Source organism: Ruminococcoides sp. (assembly GCF_057037865.1).
In genome coordinates, this window is record NZ_DBLZMS010000002.1 from 89983 (window position 1) to 109005 (window position 19023).

Annotated in this window: 13 protein-coding genes; 1 reads left to right on the plus strand and 12 read right to left on the minus strand. The window is 42.3% G+C overall.

Annotation, left to right across the window (positions count from 1 at the left end):
• Positions 1-50: 50 nt before the first annotated feature.
• From fusA to AC2HW8_RS02275, 7 genes are all read right to left on the minus strand, one after another.
• Positions 51-2150 (minus strand): elongation factor G, encoded by a 2100-nt coding sequence (gene fusA / locus AC2HW8_RS02245; protein WP_015523174.1) that lies wholly within the window; start codon positions 2148-2150, stop codon positions 51-53.
• A gap of 31 nt (positions 2151-2181) precedes the next feature.
• Positions 2182-2652: a 30S ribosomal protein S7 gene (gene rpsG, locus AC2HW8_RS02250; RefSeq protein WP_021882688.1), complete on the minus strand. Its 471-nt coding sequence runs from the start codon at positions 2650-2652 to the stop codon at positions 2182-2184.
• A gap of 157 nt (positions 2653-2809) precedes the next feature.
• Positions 2810-3229, minus strand: coding sequence for a 30S ribosomal protein S12 (gene rpsL, locus AC2HW8_RS02255; RefSeq protein WP_015523173.1), 420 nt, complete (start codon positions 3227-3229; stop codon positions 2810-2812).
• A gap of 838 nt (positions 3230-4067) precedes the next feature.
• Positions 4068-5723 (minus strand): alpha-amylase family glycosyl hydrolase, encoded by a 1656-nt coding sequence (locus tag AC2HW8_RS02260; RefSeq protein ID WP_484327090.1) that lies wholly within the window; start codon positions 5721-5723, stop codon positions 4068-4070.
• A 70-nt stretch (positions 5724-5793) separates the two neighbouring features.
• Positions 5794-6657 (minus strand): sugar ABC transporter permease, encoded by an 864-nt coding sequence (locus AC2HW8_RS02265; RefSeq protein ID WP_046431438.1) that lies wholly within the window; start codon positions 6655-6657, stop codon positions 5794-5796.
• A complete protein-coding gene (locus tag AC2HW8_RS02270) occupies positions 6654-8153 on the minus strand; it encodes a carbohydrate ABC transporter permease (RefSeq protein ID WP_021882692.1) in 1500 nt (499 codons plus the stop codon). The genes AC2HW8_RS02265 and AC2HW8_RS02270 overlap by 4 nt, the downstream gene beginning before the upstream one ends.
• A 250-nt stretch (positions 8154-8403) precedes the next feature.
• Positions 8404-9741 (minus strand): extracellular solute-binding protein, encoded by a 1338-nt coding sequence (locus AC2HW8_RS02275; protein WP_021882693.1) that lies wholly within the window; start codon positions 9739-9741, stop codon positions 8404-8406.
• 524 nt (positions 9742-10265) lie between these two features.
• Here AC2HW8_RS02275 and AC2HW8_RS02280 point away from each other — a divergent pair.
• Positions 10266-11732, plus strand: coding sequence for a UDP-N-acetylmuramoyl-L-alanyl-D-glutamate--2,6-diaminopimelate ligase (locus tag AC2HW8_RS02280; protein WP_484327154.1), 1467 nt, complete (start codon positions 10266-10268; stop codon positions 11730-11732).
• Between the two features lie 77 nt (positions 11733-11809).
• On the opposite strand, the gene ymfI is transcribed toward AC2HW8_RS02280, so the two are convergent.
• From ymfI to AC2HW8_RS02305, 5 genes are all read right to left on the minus strand, one after another.
• Positions 11810-12547, minus strand: a complete 738-nt coding sequence (gene ymfI, locus AC2HW8_RS02285) for an elongation factor P 5-aminopentanone reductase (RefSeq protein WP_484327155.1) — start codon at positions 12545-12547, stop codon at positions 11810-11812.
• Positions 12548-12720: 173 nt separating this feature from the next.
• Positions 12721-14412 (minus strand): glutamine--tRNA ligase/YqeY domain fusion protein, encoded by a 1692-nt coding sequence (locus tag AC2HW8_RS02290; RefSeq protein WP_303931895.1) that lies wholly within the window; start codon positions 14410-14412, stop codon positions 12721-12723.
• A 25-nt stretch (positions 14413-14437) separates the two neighbouring features.
• Positions 14438-15892, minus strand: coding sequence for a glutamate--tRNA ligase (gltX, locus tag AC2HW8_RS02295; RefSeq protein ID WP_101070526.1), 1455 nt, complete (start codon positions 15890-15892; stop codon positions 14438-14440).
• 286 nt (positions 15893-16178) lie between these two features.
• Positions 16179-17528 carry a serpin family protein gene (locus tag AC2HW8_RS02300; RefSeq protein WP_303786068.1) on the minus strand — a complete coding sequence of 450 codons (1350 nt, stop codon included), beginning with the start codon at positions 17526-17528 and terminating at the stop codon, positions 16179-16181.
• A complete protein-coding gene (locus AC2HW8_RS02305; protein ID WP_117951268.1) occupies positions 17525-18667 on the minus strand; it encodes an MGDG synthase family glycosyltransferase in 1143 nt (380 codons plus the stop codon). Before AC2HW8_RS02305 ends, AC2HW8_RS02300 begins: the two co-directional genes overlap by 4 nt.
• Positions 18668-19023: the final 356 nt, after the last annotated feature.

The following is a 19023-nucleotide window of genomic DNA, read 5'->3' on the forward strand; positions in this document are numbered from 1 at the left end:
TTTCTAAAAAAATCAATACATTTTTGAAAAAAGTGCTTTAAAAGGTATGATTAGTCCTTTTTAGCTCTTTCACTCATAATCTTTTCAGCAATGTTCTTCGGAACCTCTGCATATGTGTCAGGCTCCATAACATACTGACCACGACCCTGAGTCTTGGAACGCATATCTGTTGCGTAACCAAACATCTCTGAAAGCGGAACATGAGCGATAACTCTCTGAACGCCGTTGTCAGCTTCCATGCTCTGGATCATACCACGACGAGAGTTAAGGTCGCCGATTACATCACCGAGGTATTCCTCAGGAGTGATAACAGTAACCTTCATGATCGGTTCGAGAAGTACAGGATCTGCCTTCTTCATAGCGTTCTTGAATGCCATTGAACCGGCAATCTTAAATGCCATTTCTGATGAGTCGACTTCATGATAAGAACCATCATAAAGCTCAACCTTAACATCAACTACATTGTAGCCTGCAACAACACCGCTGAGCATTGCGCCCTGAATACCCTGGTCAACAGCCGGAATGTATTCCTTTGGAATAGCACCGCCGACAATGTTGTTAACGAACTCATAGCCCTTGTCCTTGTTAGGATAGATATTGATCTTAACGTGACCGTACTGACCCTTACCACCTGACTGACGAGCATACTTTTCGTCAACAGAAGCTTCCTTGCGGATAGTTTCCTTGTATGCAACCTGTGGAGCACCGATGTTTGCTTCTACCTTAAATTCACGGAGAAGACGGTCAACAATGATTTCGAGGTGGAGTTCACCCATACCTGCGATGATTGTCTGACCTGTTTCTTCGTCTGTATAAGCCTTGAAAGTAGGATCTTCTTCTGCAAGCTTTGCAAGAGCGATACCCATCTTTTCCTGACCTGCTTTTGTCTTCGGCTCAATAGCAACACGAATTACAGGATCAGGGAATTCCATAGACTCAAGGATAACAGGAGCCTTCTCATCACAGAGAGTATCACCTGTTGTTGTATTTTTAAGACCAACGGCAGCAGCGATGTCACCTGCATATACGCAATCGATATCTTTTCTGTCGTTAGCGTGCATCTGCAAGATACGACCGAGACGCTCGTTGGTGTCCTTAACTGAGTTGTAAACAGTTGTGCCGGCAGAAACTGTACCGGAGTAAACTCTGAAGAAGCAGAGCTTACCAACAAACGGGTCAGTAGCAATCTTGAATGCGAGAGCTGCAAATGGCTCTTTATCTGATGACGGTCTTTCAACCTCATCGCCTGTTTCAGGGTCAACACCCTTGATAGCAGGTACATCTGTCGGAGCAGGCATATAATCAACGATAGCATCAAGGAGCATCTGAACACCCTTGTTACGGTAAGAAGAACCGCAGGTTACAGGTACCATTGTGTTGTCAATAGTAGCCTTTCTGATTGTGCTCTTGATTTCGTCGATTGTAAGCTCTTCGCCGCCGAAGTATTTCTCCATAAGATCCTCATCGAGTTCAGCAACTGATTCGATAAGTTTCTCATGATACTCGTTAGCGAGATCCTGCATCTCTTCCGGAATTTCCTCTTCACTGTAGTCTGTGCCGTCTTCGTTGTGATAGATTTCGGCTTTCATAGTAACGAGGTCAACGATGCCTCTGAAATCACTCTCAGCACCGATCGGAAGCTGAATCGGAACAGCATTACATTTAAGTCTGTCCTTCATCATCTGAACAACATGGTAGAAGTTAGCGCCCATGATGTCCATCTTGTTTACATAAACCATTCTCGGAACGCCGTAGTTATCAGCCTGGCGCCATACTGTTTCAGACTGAGGCTCAACGCCGCCTTTTGCGCAGAGGACTGTTACAGAACCGTCAAGAACACGAAGTGAACGCTCAACTTCAACAGTGAAGTCAACGTGACCGGGGGTGTCGATGATGTTGATTCTGTGCTTGTCATACTGATGCTTGCTGCCGAACCAGAATGCAGTTGTAGCAGCAGAGGTGATTGTGATACCACGCTCTTTTTCCTGAACCATCCAGTCCATTGTGGAAGCACCGTCGTGTGTCTCACCGATTTTATGGTTTACGCCGGTATAATACAGGATACGCTCAGTTGTTGTGGTTTTACCGGCATCAATGTGAGCCATGATACCGATGTTTCTTGTTTTTTCAAGTGAAACCTGTCTTGGCATAAAATCCTCCTAATAAACGCTGATGATAAAATTACCATCTGTAATGAGCGAAAGCCTTGTTAGCTTCAGCCATCTTATGAGTGTCTTCACGCTTCTTGAAAGCACCGCCGGCACTGTTTGTGGCATCAAGGATTTCTCCTGCAAGTCTTTCCTTCATTGTCTTTTCGCTGCGAGCTCTTGAATAAGTAGAAATCCAGCGGAGACCGAGTGTCTGGCGTCTTTCAGGACGAACCTCCATAGGTACCTGATAAGTAGCACCGCCGACACGACGAGCCTTTACTTCGAGAACGGGCATTACATTTTCCATAGCCTGTTCAAAAACCTCAAGCGGGTTGTTACCTGTCTTTTCAGCAATAATATCGAATGCACCGTAAACAATTTTCTGAGCAACGCCCTTTTTACCGTCGTACATAATGTTGTTGATAAGACGAGTTACGAGTTTTGAATTATAAAGCGGATCCGGTAATACGTCACGCTTCGCAATAGAACCTCTTCTTGGCACTTTGCTTCCCTCCTTCACAATAATTGAGATATCATAGGTACTCGAAAGCGACAAACTCCCGTATGCCAACAAGACATTCTACCATAATATATATAGTAAAATTCCTGCCGCATAGCAGAACTTAAATAATTTAAGTCAAGAGAGTTTTGTCAATTCCTTATTTACCCTTCTTCGGACGCTTAGCACCGTACTTTGAACGGCTCTGCATACGGCCCGAAACGCCCTGAGCATCGAGTGTACCACGAACGATGTGGTAACGAACACCAGGCAAGTCCTTAACACGGCCACCACGGATAAGAACAACGCTGTGTTCCTGAAGGTTGTGACCTACGCCGGGAATATAGGAACTGACTTCAATACCGTTAGAAAGTCTTACTCTGGCAATCTTTCTGAGCGCTGAGTTAGGCTTTTTAGGTGTAGCGGTCTTTACTGCAGTACAAACACCTCTCTTCTGTGGGGAGCTCTGATCAATAGCAACACGCTTTTTTGAGTTCCAACCCTTTAAGAGAGCAGGTGCCTTTGCCTTCTTCTCGGAAACCTGTCTGCCCTTGCGTACCAACTGGTTAAATGTAGGCATTATTTGTCCTCCTTTCAAAAAATATAAGAATTGATAAAACTGCTTTGCTTTTGCAAAGCCATGTGAAACATCAATAATATCCCCAAAAACGGGCGCAATTACAGAATGTCCCACGATTAAACATTATAAACTATCCGCTCACTTTTTGTCAAGCATTTTTTTGTAAAATTTAAGCGGGCTTATGCTTGATAAATATTATACATTCCCACGAATATGTTTTGATATTATGAAAGCTGTATATTAATCACAGCGACTAGCAAAAAATTGTCTGCACGAATTGACAACGGCGGCACACCGTAATGAAAAAGAGGCTGTAAAGAATGAAGTTTAAGACTTCGTTCTTCACAGCCTCCGTTTTCATTTTTATTTAGGAGAGAGGAAAATATATCAAATAAAAAAACTTATACACTGTTTAATCGGGACGACGTTTGCCGTTCCCTTATGTTGTAACTTTATTATACCACACCAATATTGACAACTGTGTGACGAAAACAAGAATTTTTTCGGAATTTTCAATTTTTATCATTTGTAGTAATAAACAATGTATTTGAGAATTTATAAAATTTGTTTTTAAATGTAATTTCTGCCGTTACTCACGGAAGAACGAGGTTTTCCCCTACAAAACAGCAGTCATTTTGCGACATTTATAAAATTACATCTGTCAAACATTTTGTGATATTACTTGTAGGGCTGTGAAATAACAGCCTTACAAAAACAAGAAGGCACATAACCGTCATTGTTTTCGGTTATGTGCCTTTTGTGGTTTATATATCCTTATACAAATGTTGCAAAGCTTCTGTGATACCGCTACAAAATAACTGTCTTCACGAACGAAAAATCATTCAGCCGACTTAATGATTACCGTTGACTGTGGCGGTACAGAGATTTTACCGTCTTTAAGCTCGGTATGCTTTGAGCTGCTTTCGGGGATAAGGTCTGCACGGAGAGTTGCATTCTTAATCATATCGTCTGTAATTGTAAGCTCCTTGGCATCATTCTTGCTGAAGTTGTGAATAATGAGGAGCTTTGAATCCTCATACTCAACATAGTAAGCGCCGACTGCCTTATCATCAAAGCCCTGTGTGCCTACAATTCTGCCCCTTGCAATTTCGGGGTTCTGATTTTTGATTGTGATAATTCTACGATAGTAGTTGAGGAGAGAATCCTTGTCGGCAAGCTGCTGTTTTACACCGCCGCCGGTAGGCACCTCTGGCTCATCTCCGATACCGTTTACATAAATATCGGGAAGGTTGTCGCTGTCAAAAACCATCTGTGTTCTGTATGCCGCATCGTTTGTGGTATTTGGAGCCTTAACACCGATTTCCTCTCCGTAATAGATGAACGGATTACCCGGCGCAAGCATATAAACTGCGGCTGCAAGTTTCTGAGAAGAAAGTCCCTGAGATTCAAGTGCGTTTCCGCTACGAACCTGATCGTGGTTTGAAAGGAACATTGCATTGATAGCATTGGGATTTGACTCTGTCATTTTGTTGTCGTAGTTCATAATTTTTTTGACAGTAGCCATACCGCCCTGCGAAATGATGTTGCTGATAATTGTGCCTGTTGAGGTTGAAAACTTAAATGCAAACTGGCTGTCGATGCCGGATTTGTAAAGCTCCTGAATATCGGAATCATCGCTCCAGTTCTCGCCAACCATATAGACATCTTTCTTAATGCCCTTGCAGGTGTCGTAGAACCACTTAAGAAATTCTGTTCCGTCGGTTTCCTTATTTGTAAAGTATTTGCAAGCGTCAAGTCTGAAACCGTCAACTCCTCGGTCAAGCCAGAATTTCGCAATTTTTGTAAATTCTTCTCTCGTCTTTTTAGAATTGAGATTCCATTCGGGCATCTCCTGAGAAAAGTTCGCCTCACAGGCATAACCGTTTCCAAGACTGATAGTCTGAGTATCGCTGTCAAAATATGAGGATTTGTGAATTTCAAAATATTCGGCATTGCCGTCAAGCTTATTATCGGCAACCTCTTCAACAGCCTTTGTAAAGAGCGGATTTTTTGAAGATGCGTGATTCAAAACAAGGTCAAGAATTACATTTATGCCACGCTTGTGACATTCTTCAATAAGCTTGTCAAAATCGTCGAGCGTACCGAAGTCGGGATCAATATTGTAATAATCTTCAACATCATACTTATGATATGACTTTGACGGCATAATCGGAGTAAGCCAGATTGCGTCAACACCGAGGTCGTCACCTGAATTCGGATCGCCGTCATTAAGGTAGTCAAGCTGTGAGATGATTCCCTGAAGGTCGCCTGTTTCGTCACCGTTTGAATCGCAGAAAGAGTTTACGAAAATTTCGTAGTAGTTTCTGTATTTATCGGTTGATGCAGTTGCCTTAACGCCTTCAATCGGGTCGGCAACTTTTGCAGTATTTCCGTCGGATGAATCTGATTTTGATGATGAAGAATCAGAGCAGCCTGTAAGCACACAGCCAGCAAGCATTGCACCGGCAAGAAGAATGGAAAGAATTTTTTTCATAGTATCCTCCGTAAATTTAAAATGGGCGGCAGCCTGTGACTGCCGCCCGTGAGAGCTTTTGTATATTGGATTAACCCTTTACGCCGCCGGCTGTTACACCTTCAACATAATACTTCTGCATCTTGAGGAAGAGAAGTGTAATCGGAACAGCAACAACAACAGAACCTGCAAGGAACTGCTTGTAGTATGTGTTCTTAAAGTCCTGATCAATCATTAGCTGAAGACCGATAGCAACAGTATAGTTGTCACGAGCATCACCCATGATAATCTTAGCAAGAATGAAGTCTGTCCACGGTCCGATGAATGAAGTAAGAACCGTGTAAACAACAATCGGCTTTGACATAGGAAGAATAATCTTCCAGAAAATCTGGTTCTTGGTAGCACCGTCAATGGTTGCCGCCTCGTCAAGTGCTCTTGGAATTGTATCGAAGAAGCCCTTTGAAATCTGGAAACCAAGACCGGCACCGCAGCTGTAGCAGATTACAAGAGCAACGAGAGTCTGAGTAAGACCCATTGCCTTGAGAAGGTAGTAAATAGCAATCATTGTCATGAAGCCGGGGAACATACCGAGAATCATACCAACATTCATAAACTTTTTACGAGCCTTAAATCTGAGTCGGCTGAATGCGTAACTAACCATAAGAACCGAAATTGTAGAAATTACGCAGCTAAAACAAGCAACTACGAATGTGTTAAGGAACCATCTCGGGAAGTTAAGGCTTGCAGTACCGCCTGAGCCTGTGAACAAATCAATGTAGTTCTGTAATGTCCATTCCTGCGGGATAATTGTACTTCCGTAAATTTCAGCACCACCACGGAATGAATGCATTAAAAGATAGATGAACGGAGAAATCCAAACGAAACCCATTACAATAAGGAACAGGTAAACAAAAGCGTTCGCAATGTGTCTTCTTAATTTGTAACTTTTTATCATGAGAACGCCTCCTCATCCTTCATTGATTTTGAGTTATTATACACAATGAGTGAGAGCGTTGCGCAAATAACAAATACCAAAATACCTATCGCGGCGGCAAGTCCGTAGTCCTGAGAGTTCATGGTCAGCTTAAAGAGCCATGTAACAAGGATATCGGTTTGACCGGCCTGATAAAATTTTTCGGTCGTCGGATTACCGTTTGACAACAGGTAAATAACATTAAAGTTATTGATGTTGCCGACAAACTGGGTAATGAGCTGAGGAGTTGTAACAAAGAGCATATACGGAAGTGTGATAGCCGTAAATGTCTTGACAGGACCTGCACCGTCAATTCTTGCAGATTCGTAGAGATCCTCAGGAATATTCATAAGAATACCCGACATAGAGAGGATGGTGTACGGAATACCTACCCAACAGTTAATGATGATAACTACCCAACGAGCCAGCGTCGCGTCCTGATTCAGCCACTGAATTTCAACATGACTGTTTGTAATGTTTGAAAGCAGGATGTTTATAGCACCGTTTGACTGGAGCATCTGGTTCATGAGAAGAAGTGATACGAACTGAGGAACAGCAATTGTAATAACGAAAAGTGTTCTCCAGAGTGATTTAAACTTGATACCCTTCTTGTTGATCATAAGAGCGAAGATCAAACCAAGGATATAGTTTGAGAATGTAGCTGCAACAGCCCAGATAAGAGTCCATTCTGTGAGCTTAATAAATGTATAGCCCTTCTTAGCACCTTCAACGAGGTTGAAGAGTGAGCCGAAGTTGTCAAAACCAATCCATGTGAACAGTGTTCCCGGAGGCATATGCTGTTTATCATAGTTGGTAAATGCAATCAAAATCATAAATATGAGCGGCAGAACATTGAAGATACCGATCATAAGTACAGGGAATGACATAAGTGTGATATGATACTTACCGTCAAGGAACTGCTTCATATCATATTTGAATGAAGTCGGTTTCTGACCGTTAGCCTTCATAATCTGATGTCTGTACGCATCTTTGATGTTTACTATGTAAATAGCGAAAACCACTACTGTGATTACGAGTGTCAATACCGAGTAAAGCAGAATAAGCATTGAGTTATCGCCGGGTACCTGCTTTGGTATGATACCGTTGATATATTCAGTTCTCTGAGCCTGAATACCGAGTGTCGGGAACATTTTGAGATATCCCCAACCGAAAAATGCCATATAAAGGATATAGAGAACTTCAACAGCGAAGAAAAGAATACCCTTGTAATATTTACCTTTGCTAAGATCACCTACACCGAAAATAAGGTAGGAAAGTTTTGTAGCCCAGTCGCCTTTTACGAAGGTCTTGCCGTAGTTGGCAAAGCCCTTGCCGATGCCTACGAAGAACTTAACTATTGCCTTGCCGAGTGCTGTAAAAAAATGGGCAACGGCATGAGGAATGTTACAGAAAAACTTCTTTGTGTTGTAGGCAAATCTCTGGAAAGGATTGAGCTGTTTGTATTCAACATATGTCATTAGGCGCTCTCCTTAATAATTTGCAAATCTCTCTAATACACCAAACTAATAATGTCTTTTACGCTATCTTATAACAGTTGCCGTTCGTAATAAAACATTATTAGTCAGGCGAATACACAAATTGATAACGCAAGCGGACAGTCCGCATTTTTTCTTTTTTTACGGGACACTCCGTTTTCGGAGTGTCCCGCAGCTAATTAATCGATTAAATTAAATCAATTTAACTTACTTAATTTAACTTACTTAACGATTAGCCCTCATCCCTAACGTTAGAAATTGTTTCGTTAAGAAGCTTCTTCATAGCAGCTGCATCTGAAGGATCGCATGTGTCAGCGATGATCTTGTTGCCAAGGTTAGCCATAGGATCCCAGAATGTATTAGCAATATTAACCTGTATACAAGCATTCTTAGCCTGCTCACCGATAGCCTTGAGAACAGGAGAATCTGTTACAGCTTTGCTTTCCTGAACCTTCTTGTTTGAAGGTCCCCAACCGAGCTTCTCAGTTCTCTGGAGCTGGCACTCTTCACCTGCAAGATAGTGAGCAAGAATCTGAGCTGTTGCCGGGAACTTAGAAGAACCGTTTACACCGATGTACTTATAACCGAAAATTGAGATAAGCTGCTTGTCTGTGCCGTTGACATTGATTGTAGGAAGCTTTGCAGCACCGAAGTTGTCACCGAGAGCCTTCTGGTTAGAAGCTGTATCCCATGAACCGTCGATACCTGCGCCACACTTACCGCCTGCAAAACCTGAAGCGATGTTAGCAACGTCAAGCGATTGGAATGTACCTCTGTAATCCTTGATGAGCTTTGCAAAAGCCTGAAGTGTTTTAACAGCTTCATCTTCGTCATATTTAACAAACTTCTGTGTAATACCGTCTTTTTCAAGACCGTCAATTTTAACACCTGCAGTGAAAGCGAAAGTACAAGCATAGTAACCGTCACCGGCATTCATAATGAACTTCTTGCCTGCCTTCTTACAAGCATCAAGAATGCCCTCAAGTGTCTGAGCCTGCTCGTCGGAAACTACTGACTTATCATAAACGAGATAGTAACCGTTATCGTTTGTTTCAGGATAAGCGTAGAGGGTACCATTAAGTGTACCTGCTTTTACAGTTCCCTCATCATTAGCCTCTGTTACGGCATCCTTAAATGCAACCTGAGAAATAACGCCTGCGTCAACGAGCTTGTTGAGCTGGTCACTCGGGAAGCTGAATACATCTGCAGCTGTTGTAGCATCGTTAAGCATATTTGTAGCGGCATCTTTTTCGCCCTGTGCTACAACTGAGATTTCCTTGAACTTTCTGTTAGGATAAGCCTTTTTGAAAGCCTCAACCTGCTCTTTAACAAGGCTTACAGCAGCATCAGGAGCCCATACCTTAAGAGTTACAGGCTTGCTGTCTGTACCTTCATCGCCGAAGTAGCTGTCGTCAACAATTGAGCCTTCAATCTTAGCAGCACCGTCCGAAGAACCGTTGTCTGTTTTTGAACCATTGTCTGTTTTCGATGATGCGTCTCCGCCGCCGCAGCCAACAAGTGCAGTAGCAGTCATCATACCTGCCAATAAAATGGCGAGAATCTTTTTCATTGGAAAAATCCCTCTTTCTGAATATTTTCGTAGTGTCCTTTCGGATTACATACTTTCTTTGAGGATATAACGCACAAAGTACATCATATCCGCTATATAATCATATCAAAAAATCGCCTGAATTTCAACTCCCTTTGTACTTTTTATCTATGTTGTTAAAAATCAAAATTATTTTTGTGCAATATGATATCTTTTTTATTGAAATTTTACTTATTGCACAAATTACATTGACTTGAATTGTTTGTTTTGCTAAGATGCCATTTGTACAAGTTACACAATCACACCCGATGGTTATGTGACATAACACCCAAATTATATTCTTTATTCATAAAATAAGCTTGAATTTCGGCAAATTTTCCTGATTTTAGTAAAAAATGACCAATCACAAAACAAAGTCATTTATTTCAAACATCACACATTAATTTTTTAACATACAGTTGTAATAAGTGCTGACAATTGTTATAATTATAAAGACAGCGAAAATAAGCAAGCCGACTTTATGTCGGGGAACGGAGATATATATGATGAAACTGAAAGACCTTCTTATAAATTTTGAATACACGGTTCAGGGCAATCTTGATACTGAAATTTCGGATATTATCTATGATTCACGAAAGGTTGAAAAAGGCACGGCCTTTGTGTGCCTTAAAGGTTACACCTCCGACGGGCACAGGTACGCAAAGTCAGCCGTTGAAAAAGGTGCGTCGGCACTCGTTATCAGCGACAGCCTCGACTTTGAAGTGCCGAGTGATGTTGCCGTTGTAAAGGTTGATGACACAAGATACGCTCTTTCGCTTATGAGCATTGAATTTTTCGGACATCCCGAGGATGAGCTCTACACGGTTGCAATCACAGGCACAAAGGGCAAAACCACAACAACAGCAATGGTTGCGGAAATTTTTGAACACGCAGGAATCAAGACAGGCACAATCGGAACACTCGGTGTTGTTTACGGCGGAGAAACCCACAAAACCGACAACACAACTCCCGAATCATACATTATTCAGAAATCGATGCGTGATATGATTAACGCCGGCTGCAAGGTTATGGTAATTGAGGCATCGTCAATCGGACTTAAACACAGCCGTCTTGCAGGCATGACTTTTGATGTCGGCATCTTTACAAACTTTTCGGACGACCACATCGGCGGTGTTGAACACAAAGACCTTGCGGAATATCTCTACTGCAAGAGTCTGCTTTTCAGACAATGCAAATTTGCCGCTGCAAATATTGACGATCCCGCATGGAAGGATATCACAAAGGATTTCAAGGGTTCTGTTCTCACCTACGGTTTTGCCGACAATGCGGACTTGAAGGGCAAAAATGCTCATCTTCTCTCCGAAAACGGATTTGTCGGTGTTCACTTTGAAACAGAGGGAATCAAAAATCTTTCTGTTGATGTTGACATTCCGGGCAAATTCAATGCATACAACGCACTTGCGGCAATTTCGGCAGTTTCATTCTTTGACGAAATTGAAGATCAGATGATTATTGACGCTCTCAAGGTTGCCAAGGTCAAGGGCAGAGTTGAGCGTGTGCCTGTTCCCTACAACTACACACTCATCATCGACTACGCACACAACGCACTTTCAATGGAAAATGTACTTGAAACACTTCGTCAGTACAATCCGCACAGACTTATTACAATGTTCGGTGCAGGCGGCAACCGTCCTAAGGTTCGCCGTTATGAAATGGGCGAAACCTCGGGCAGACTTTCAGACCTTTCGGTTGTAACGGAAGACAACTCAAGATTTGAAGATGTTATGGACATCATTGAGGACATCAAGACAGGTCTTGCAAAAACCGACGGCAAGTATGTTGTCGTGCCGAACCGCAGAGATGCAATTAAATATTGCATGGACAATGCCGAGGACGGAGATATTATCGTACTTGCAGGCAAAGGTCATGAGGATTATCAGGAAATCAAGGGTGTTAAGTACCATATGGACGAGAGAGAAATCATTGCCGATATTCTCAACGGCAAAAGCTAAATCCTTAAACATATAAATACAGTAAAAAATCACGGTCGGAAATCAAATTCCGACCGTTTTTTCATACTCTTATTAAGTTAAATAATCATTCCGCCGTTTACACCGACAATCTGTCCCGTGATGAACCTTGCCCTGTCACTGCAGAGAAACACCGCTGTTTCGGCAATATCATCAGGCATACCGAGCATATTAAGCGGAGTTTCCTCTTTAAGCTCCTGTACGGTCTGCTCATCAAAGCCTTTCATCATATCGGTCATAATCACACCCGGACAAATACAGTTGACACGCACTCCCGACAGACCGACCTCCTTGGCAAGACCTTTGGTAAGTCCGATTACACCCGCCTTTGACGCACTGTAATGCACCTCACATGACGCACCGACCTGTCCCCACATTGAGCTGATATTGAGAATAACACCGCTGTGGTTTTTAATCATATATCTTTTGAGTGCCTGTTGCGAGCAGTAGAAAACACCGTCAAGATTAACCCCAGTCATTTTCTTCCATTCATCGGGAGTTATGTCGGTAAACAGCTTTTGCTGTGCAATTCCCGCATTGTTGACAAGCACATCGAGGTTACCGAATCGGCTGTCGATTTCGTCAAACATTTTGCAAACGCTTTCATAATCGGAAACATCTGCCTGAACAGCAAAGGTATTTATGCCGTATTCATTTGTAAGCTTTTCGGCAAGGCTTTCGGCTTTTTCGGAATTTTTTGAGTAATGCAACGCAACATCGCAACCGCATTTTGCAAAAGCGACAGCAGTCTGCGAACCGATTCCGCCCGATGCACCTGTTACAAGTATTTTTTTCATCATATTAACACCCGGTAGGGGGCGGTTATCATCCGCCCGTTCGTGTGTATTGCACACGATTGAACACATTGTGTTCAAATTTAAACATATTATTGATTACATCAAAGCATATTTAATGAACACAAATTCCTATTAAAGTGGGCGGTCAAAGAAAAGACCGCCCTTTGTTTATTTTACTTCTTAAAACTGTCTTTAAGGCTTACGCTGCGGTTGAATACAAGGTGTTCGGGTGAGCTGTCCTTGTTGTCAATGCAGAAATAGCCGTGGCGCATAAACTGATAGCTCTTCGGAGCCGTTGCACCTGCAATATTCTTTTCAGCCTTACAGCCTGTGAGAACTTCAAGTGAATTTTCGTTAAGATAATCGAGGAAGTTTCTGTCGCCTGTATCGGGGTCCGGAACAGTAAAGAGGTTATCGTAAAGTCTTACTTCCGCATCAAGGCAGTTGTTAGCGTCAACCCAATGGATTGTGCCCCTTACCTTTCTGCCGTCGGGAGTATTTCCGCCCTTTGTTTCGGGATCATACTCTGCATAAACCTCAACAACATTGCCGTTTTCATCCTTTTTGCAGCCTGTGCATTTTACGATGTATGCAGACTTGATTCTTACCTCGTTGCCGGGATAAAGGCGCTGATACTTCTTTACGGGTTCTTCCATAAAGTCGGTTTCTTCAATGTAAAGCTCACGGCTGAAAGTAACCTTTCTTGTGCCGTCCTCGGGACGGTTCGGGTTGTTCTCAACCTCAAATTCTTCGCTCTGTCCCTCAGGATAGTTTGTAATAACAAGCTTAACAGGCTTTAAAACGCACATTGTACGCTCTGCCGTTTCGTTAAGGTCATCACGCAGACAATGCTCAAGAAAGCCGTATTCAACAATTGAATTAACCTTTGAAACACCAATCTGCTCAATGAACGAACGAATTGACTTTGGTGTGTAACCCCTTCTGCGAAGTCCGCAGAGTGTAGGCATTCTCGGATCGTCCCAACCGCTTACATAGTTCTTTTCAACAAGTTCACGGAGCTTTCTCTTTGACATTACCGTGTTGTTAATTCCGAGTCTTGCGAATTCAATCTGTCTTGGCTTGCACGGAACGGAAATATTGTTAATTACCCAATCATAAAGCGGACGGTGAGCCTCAAATTCAAGTGAACAAAGGCTGTGCGTAATACCCTCAAGAGCATCCTCAATCGGATGAGCAAAGTCATACATAGGATAAATGCACCACTTGTCGCCTGTTCTGTGATGCTTGAGTCTGTTAATTCTGTAGATAACAGGATCACGCATATTAAAGTTACCCGACGCAAGGTCAATCTTTGCACGGAGAGTCATTTTGCCGTCCTCAAATTCGCCGTTTTTCATTCTTTCAAACAAATCAAGGCTTTCTTCTATAGGACGGTCACGATACGGACTCTTTGCAGGTGTCTGTGTGTCGCCTCTGTATTCTCTCACCTTATCGGGAGTAAGCTCGCAAACATATGCAAGTCCCTTTTTGATAAGCTCAACGGCAAATTCATACATCTGATCAAAATACTGTGATGCATAGAAAAATCTGTCGTCCCAATCATAACCAAGCCACTTGATGTCCTCTTTGATAGCGTCAATATATTCTACATCTTCCTTTGTAGGGTTGGTATCATCCATACGAAGATTGCAGATTCCGCCGAAATGCTCGGCAGTACCAAAGTCAATGCAAAGAGCCTTTGCATGACCTATGTGAAGATAGCCGTTCGGTTCGGGAGGAAAACGGGTGTGAACCTTTTTACCCTCAAATTTTCCGCCCTCGGCAGTATCCTCTTTTATAAAATCCCAGATGAAGTTGCCCTGAACGGCAGCTTCACCCTCAACATTCTTTATTTCTTCAGCCATTTGCCGTGTACCTCCGTCAGTAGAATTATGCGCCGAGCTTTTCAAGACCGATTTCAAGTCTTTTGAGCGACTCTTCTCTTCCGAGAATGTCAAGAATTTCAACAGCACCGCCCGGAGTTACTGTTTTGCCTGCTGCGGCAATTCTTACAGGCCACATAACTGTGCCGTTTTTAAGCTCTTTTTCAACCGCCATATTGATGAGGCAATCGTGAATTGAAGTGTTGTCCCATGTCGGCAGAGCCTTTAATCTTTCGTAAGCCTCACGCAATACAACGGGAGCGTTTTCAAGATTAGTCTTGCTCTTCTTATTTACGAAAAGCTCCTTGTCATATTCGGGAAGTTCTGCAAAGAAACCGAGCATTTCGGGAATATCCGTAAGCTTTGTAGTTCTTTTCTGAAGAATTTCGGCAAACTTCTCAAAAGGCATTTCTCTGTCACCGAAAACCTTCTTATAGTATGGCATACAAACATCCGTAAATTCTTCGGGAGTCATAGCCTTTAAATACTCACCGTTGAACCATGAAAGCTTGTCATAGTCAAAAATTGACGGTGACTTGCTGATACCGCTTACATCAAACTCTTTTTCAAGTTCTGCAAGGGTAAAGATTTCCTGATTATCCTTTGGACACCAGCCGAGAAGTGCAATATAGTTGATGATTGCCTGTGGGAGGTAGCCCTCGTTAATAAGGTCATAGAAGCCTGTTGCGCCGTGACGCTTTGAAAGCTTTGAAACATTGCCGTCGGCATCCTTGCCCATAATGAGCGGAAGGTGGATATATGTCGGAATTTCCCATCCGAATGCTTCATAAAGAAGATTATATTTCGGTGTGGAGCTTAAATATTCACAACCACGGACAACATGAGTAATGCCCATTGTGTGGTCGTCAATTACATTTGCAAAGTTGTATGTCGGGTAGCCGTCAGTCTTGATAAGAATCTGATCCTGAAGTTCGCTGTTGTCAACGGTAATTTCACCGAAAACTGCGTCTGTAAATGTTGTACTGCCCTCAATCGGCATTTTCTGGCGAATTACATAAGGTGTACCCTCGGCAAGAAGTCTGTCGATTTCTTCCTGCGGAAGATTACGGCAATGTCTGTCATAACCACCGCCAACGCTGTCCTGTAACTTTTCAAGTCTTTCCTTTGTGCAGAAACAACGGTAAGCCTTTCCCTCTTTTATAAGCTGTTCGGCATAAGGAAGATACATATCCTTTCTTTCGGACTGAACATAAGGACCGAAATCGCCGCCGATATCGGGACCTTCATCGTGTTTAAGTCCCGCAAGTTTCATTGTATCATATATAACATCAACCGCACCCTCAACAAGGCGTTCACGGTCGGTGTCTTCAATTCTGAGAACAAATTTGCCGTTTTGTGATTTTGCAACGAGGTACTCATAAAGAGCAGTACGCAGATTGCCGACATGCATAAAACCTGTCGGGCTTGGTGCATATCGTGTACGGACAGTTTTTTCAGCCATAATAATATCCCTCCGAAATTTATGTTTAGGTGTGTCGGTCAGCGCATATTTCGCCCGCAACACCGTTGTTACATATATACGATTTATTATATCATACCGTTTCTGCGTTTTCAAGTCCGATGAACGCACCTACGAAGAATCCGAAAATTTCATATAATAAAAATTGCATCAGAACCTTTCTCGGGCATCTGATGCAATTCATTTATCTAACTATCTTCTCGAACAGACAGCGGTGGCACACCGCCGACCATAACTTTTAACTATTCACTTTTCACTGCTGACGAAATCAGCCTGCATATGTTCCCATATACAGCGGAATGTCACTTTCGTTGTCGAGGATAACAAACATAAACGGACGATTAAATTCTACCGTCACATCGGTTTTTGAAAGTTCTTTTGTTCTTTTTTCAAGCTCTGCCTTGTCGCCGTTTGACTGTGTTCCGCCGATACCGCCTGCGTTAATTGAAAGCGACGGAGCGATGTCATACATTGCGCTGAACGCAATATCATCTGAACGGCTCAGATTCTTGTATCTTGAACGGTCAGCCGTGAATGATGAATTGATTCCGCTTTTTTCAACAATCTGCGTTATATTTTCTGCAGACTCATCTCCGCTGACTGAAAATTCAGGAATTTTTGCCTTGGCTGTTTTGGTCACATCAACGCTGTCAAGCAATGTTGTGTATTCAAGGCTCGTAAAATCGGTTGCGTAATCATCAAGCGAAACACCTTCGTTCGGCATAATAACCATCATTTTGAGAGGTGTTTGCGAGAAATATTTCATAACGGCAGTCGCCTTGTTTGTCTTCATATATGTTTCGTTTGAGGTCATATATGTAACTTCTTTTTCACCGTCAGCCGACTTAAATTTAGCCTTTTCAATGTCGGTCTGTGCATAAGGATTAAGCCATCTGTCACAGATATCTGTCGCAGAAAGTGAAATCACACTCTGCTTTGTGTCAAGATTTTCAAAAACAGAACCGTTGTTTGTAAAATCGGCATATTTTTTGTCAAGCTTTTTCAAGGCGTCGCTGTCCGAAAAATTAAAACGCAGAACATCGGTGTCATAATAGTCCTTTGTTGTCTGCAAAAAGCCCGTCATAATGTCGGCATTGTCATTTGAAATCAGCGAGTTGCAAAGCTTTACAAAGCTTTTGTCGCTGTTCTTTTCGGAATCTTTTTCCGAGCTTTGCGAGCTTTCGGGCGATTTGTCCGAAGATGCAACCGATTGAATACGGCTTGCAAAATATGACGCACATTGGTTCATATTTTCAAGCGTCACACCGCTGCAAAGTGCATTGGTGATTTCTTCCTGAGTATCGCCCGACGCACCGTTAGCCATAGCCTCAAGATTAAGAACTGCATTTGCTGGACAAAATACATACGAACCGCTTTTGTGACGGTTTCTGAAAAGCCTGAGTTCAAAATCGGTTATTTTTGCGGAATAGGTATCATATGATGACGGGGCGGTTTTTGCACCGTCGGCATAATTGAATGTATCATCGGTTTTGTCGGAGCGTGTGTATTTCAGCGAAAGGTTTTCGCTGTCCGAAAATTCATCGGGATTTGAACACGCAGTAAGCACCGTGCCTGCCATAAGAATACACAATGCAACAGAGAGTGCTTTTTTCATCATTTGTCATTTCCTCCTTTGGAATCGTTACAAAGCTTTTGCGCCAGTCTGAATATTTTTTCTGCCGAATCGGGGCGGTGCAACTCTCTGCACTTTTCCTTCATCTCATCAAGTTTTTCTTTGTCTTTAACAAGGTTTACGATATCATCTGCACCTGTCTTTTTTCGGAGCATAATTGCCGCACCCTTGTTGAGTAAAAATTCCGCATTGTCCCGTTCCTGACCCGGAAATGCGCTGTAGATTGCCATGGGAAGCGAACAGGCAAGGCTTTCGGTAACGGTAAGTCCGCCCGGCTTTGTAACAATAAGGTCTGAGATGTGCATATAATCCTCAACATTTTTTACAAAGTACAAAAGCTTTGTGTTGTCCTGCATACCCGTTTCTTCAATTACCTTTTCAAGGTTTGCAAAAAGCTTGATGTTTCTGCCGGTGATAACAATAAATTGCATTTCGGGAGCTTGCTCCACAAGAGCTTTGTAGAAGCTCAGCACGCTTGTAACACCGAAAGAACCTGCCATAAGCAGAATTGTAGGCTTGTTAGGATCAAGCCCTTCACGCTCACAAATCGCCTTTTTGTCAAAAGCCTCTGTAAAACGGTCAAAAATCGGTATGCCGAGCGGATATATTATGCTCTTGTCAACACCGTATTCATCAATAAGCTTTGTCGCCATATCAGGCTCTGCAAGCACATATGCGTCAACATACGGAACAATATATGTTCTGTGTGCGTCATAGTCAGTTATAAGGCTGATTGCCTTAACATCAATCTTGTGCTGACGGCGAAGCTTTGAAACCATTGTTGTAACAAACGGATGACACATAATAATTGCGTCGGGCTTGTATTCATTGATTGTGTCAAGCAGCTTTGCCGACATCATTGTGTTGGACTGCATAACAGCCTTGTACATAAGGGTTCTTCTGTCGGTAATCTTATAGAATTTGCCGTAAACCTTTGGAATTTTCGTTGCCATAAAATGATAGCCGTCACAAACGGTTTTATCATATACCCTGCCGATTGTCTTCATGGCGTCAATAACCTTGACCTTCGTGTCGGGACTGACTGCTTTTATTTTTGCCTCAATAGCCGCAGCGGCTCTCTTGTGCCCTCCGCCTGTTGATGCTGTGAAGATGATTATTTTCATATCAGTTCTCCGTAATTCAAAATAACCGAAAACGGTTTTGCACACAGGGGTGCTTTTACTATTATACTTTTAATCTGCAAGTATTTCAATAGATTATTTTTGCATTTCATCTGAATTTTAAATAAAAATAATTAAATTTTCGTTTGTGTTTTTTAATCGGGGCAACTGTTCCGGGCTTTTAAGGCGATAAAAATTCACACTCGGAATATGAGTCGGAAATATAGCTAAAATCTTTTGGTAAAAAGGACTTAAATTTCTATAAAAATAATTTCTAAATTTTGTGTTTTCACACTTTATTTTTTTGAAATTATATTGTAAAATAAAAACTGTACTGTAATATATTTCAGTATAGGGTA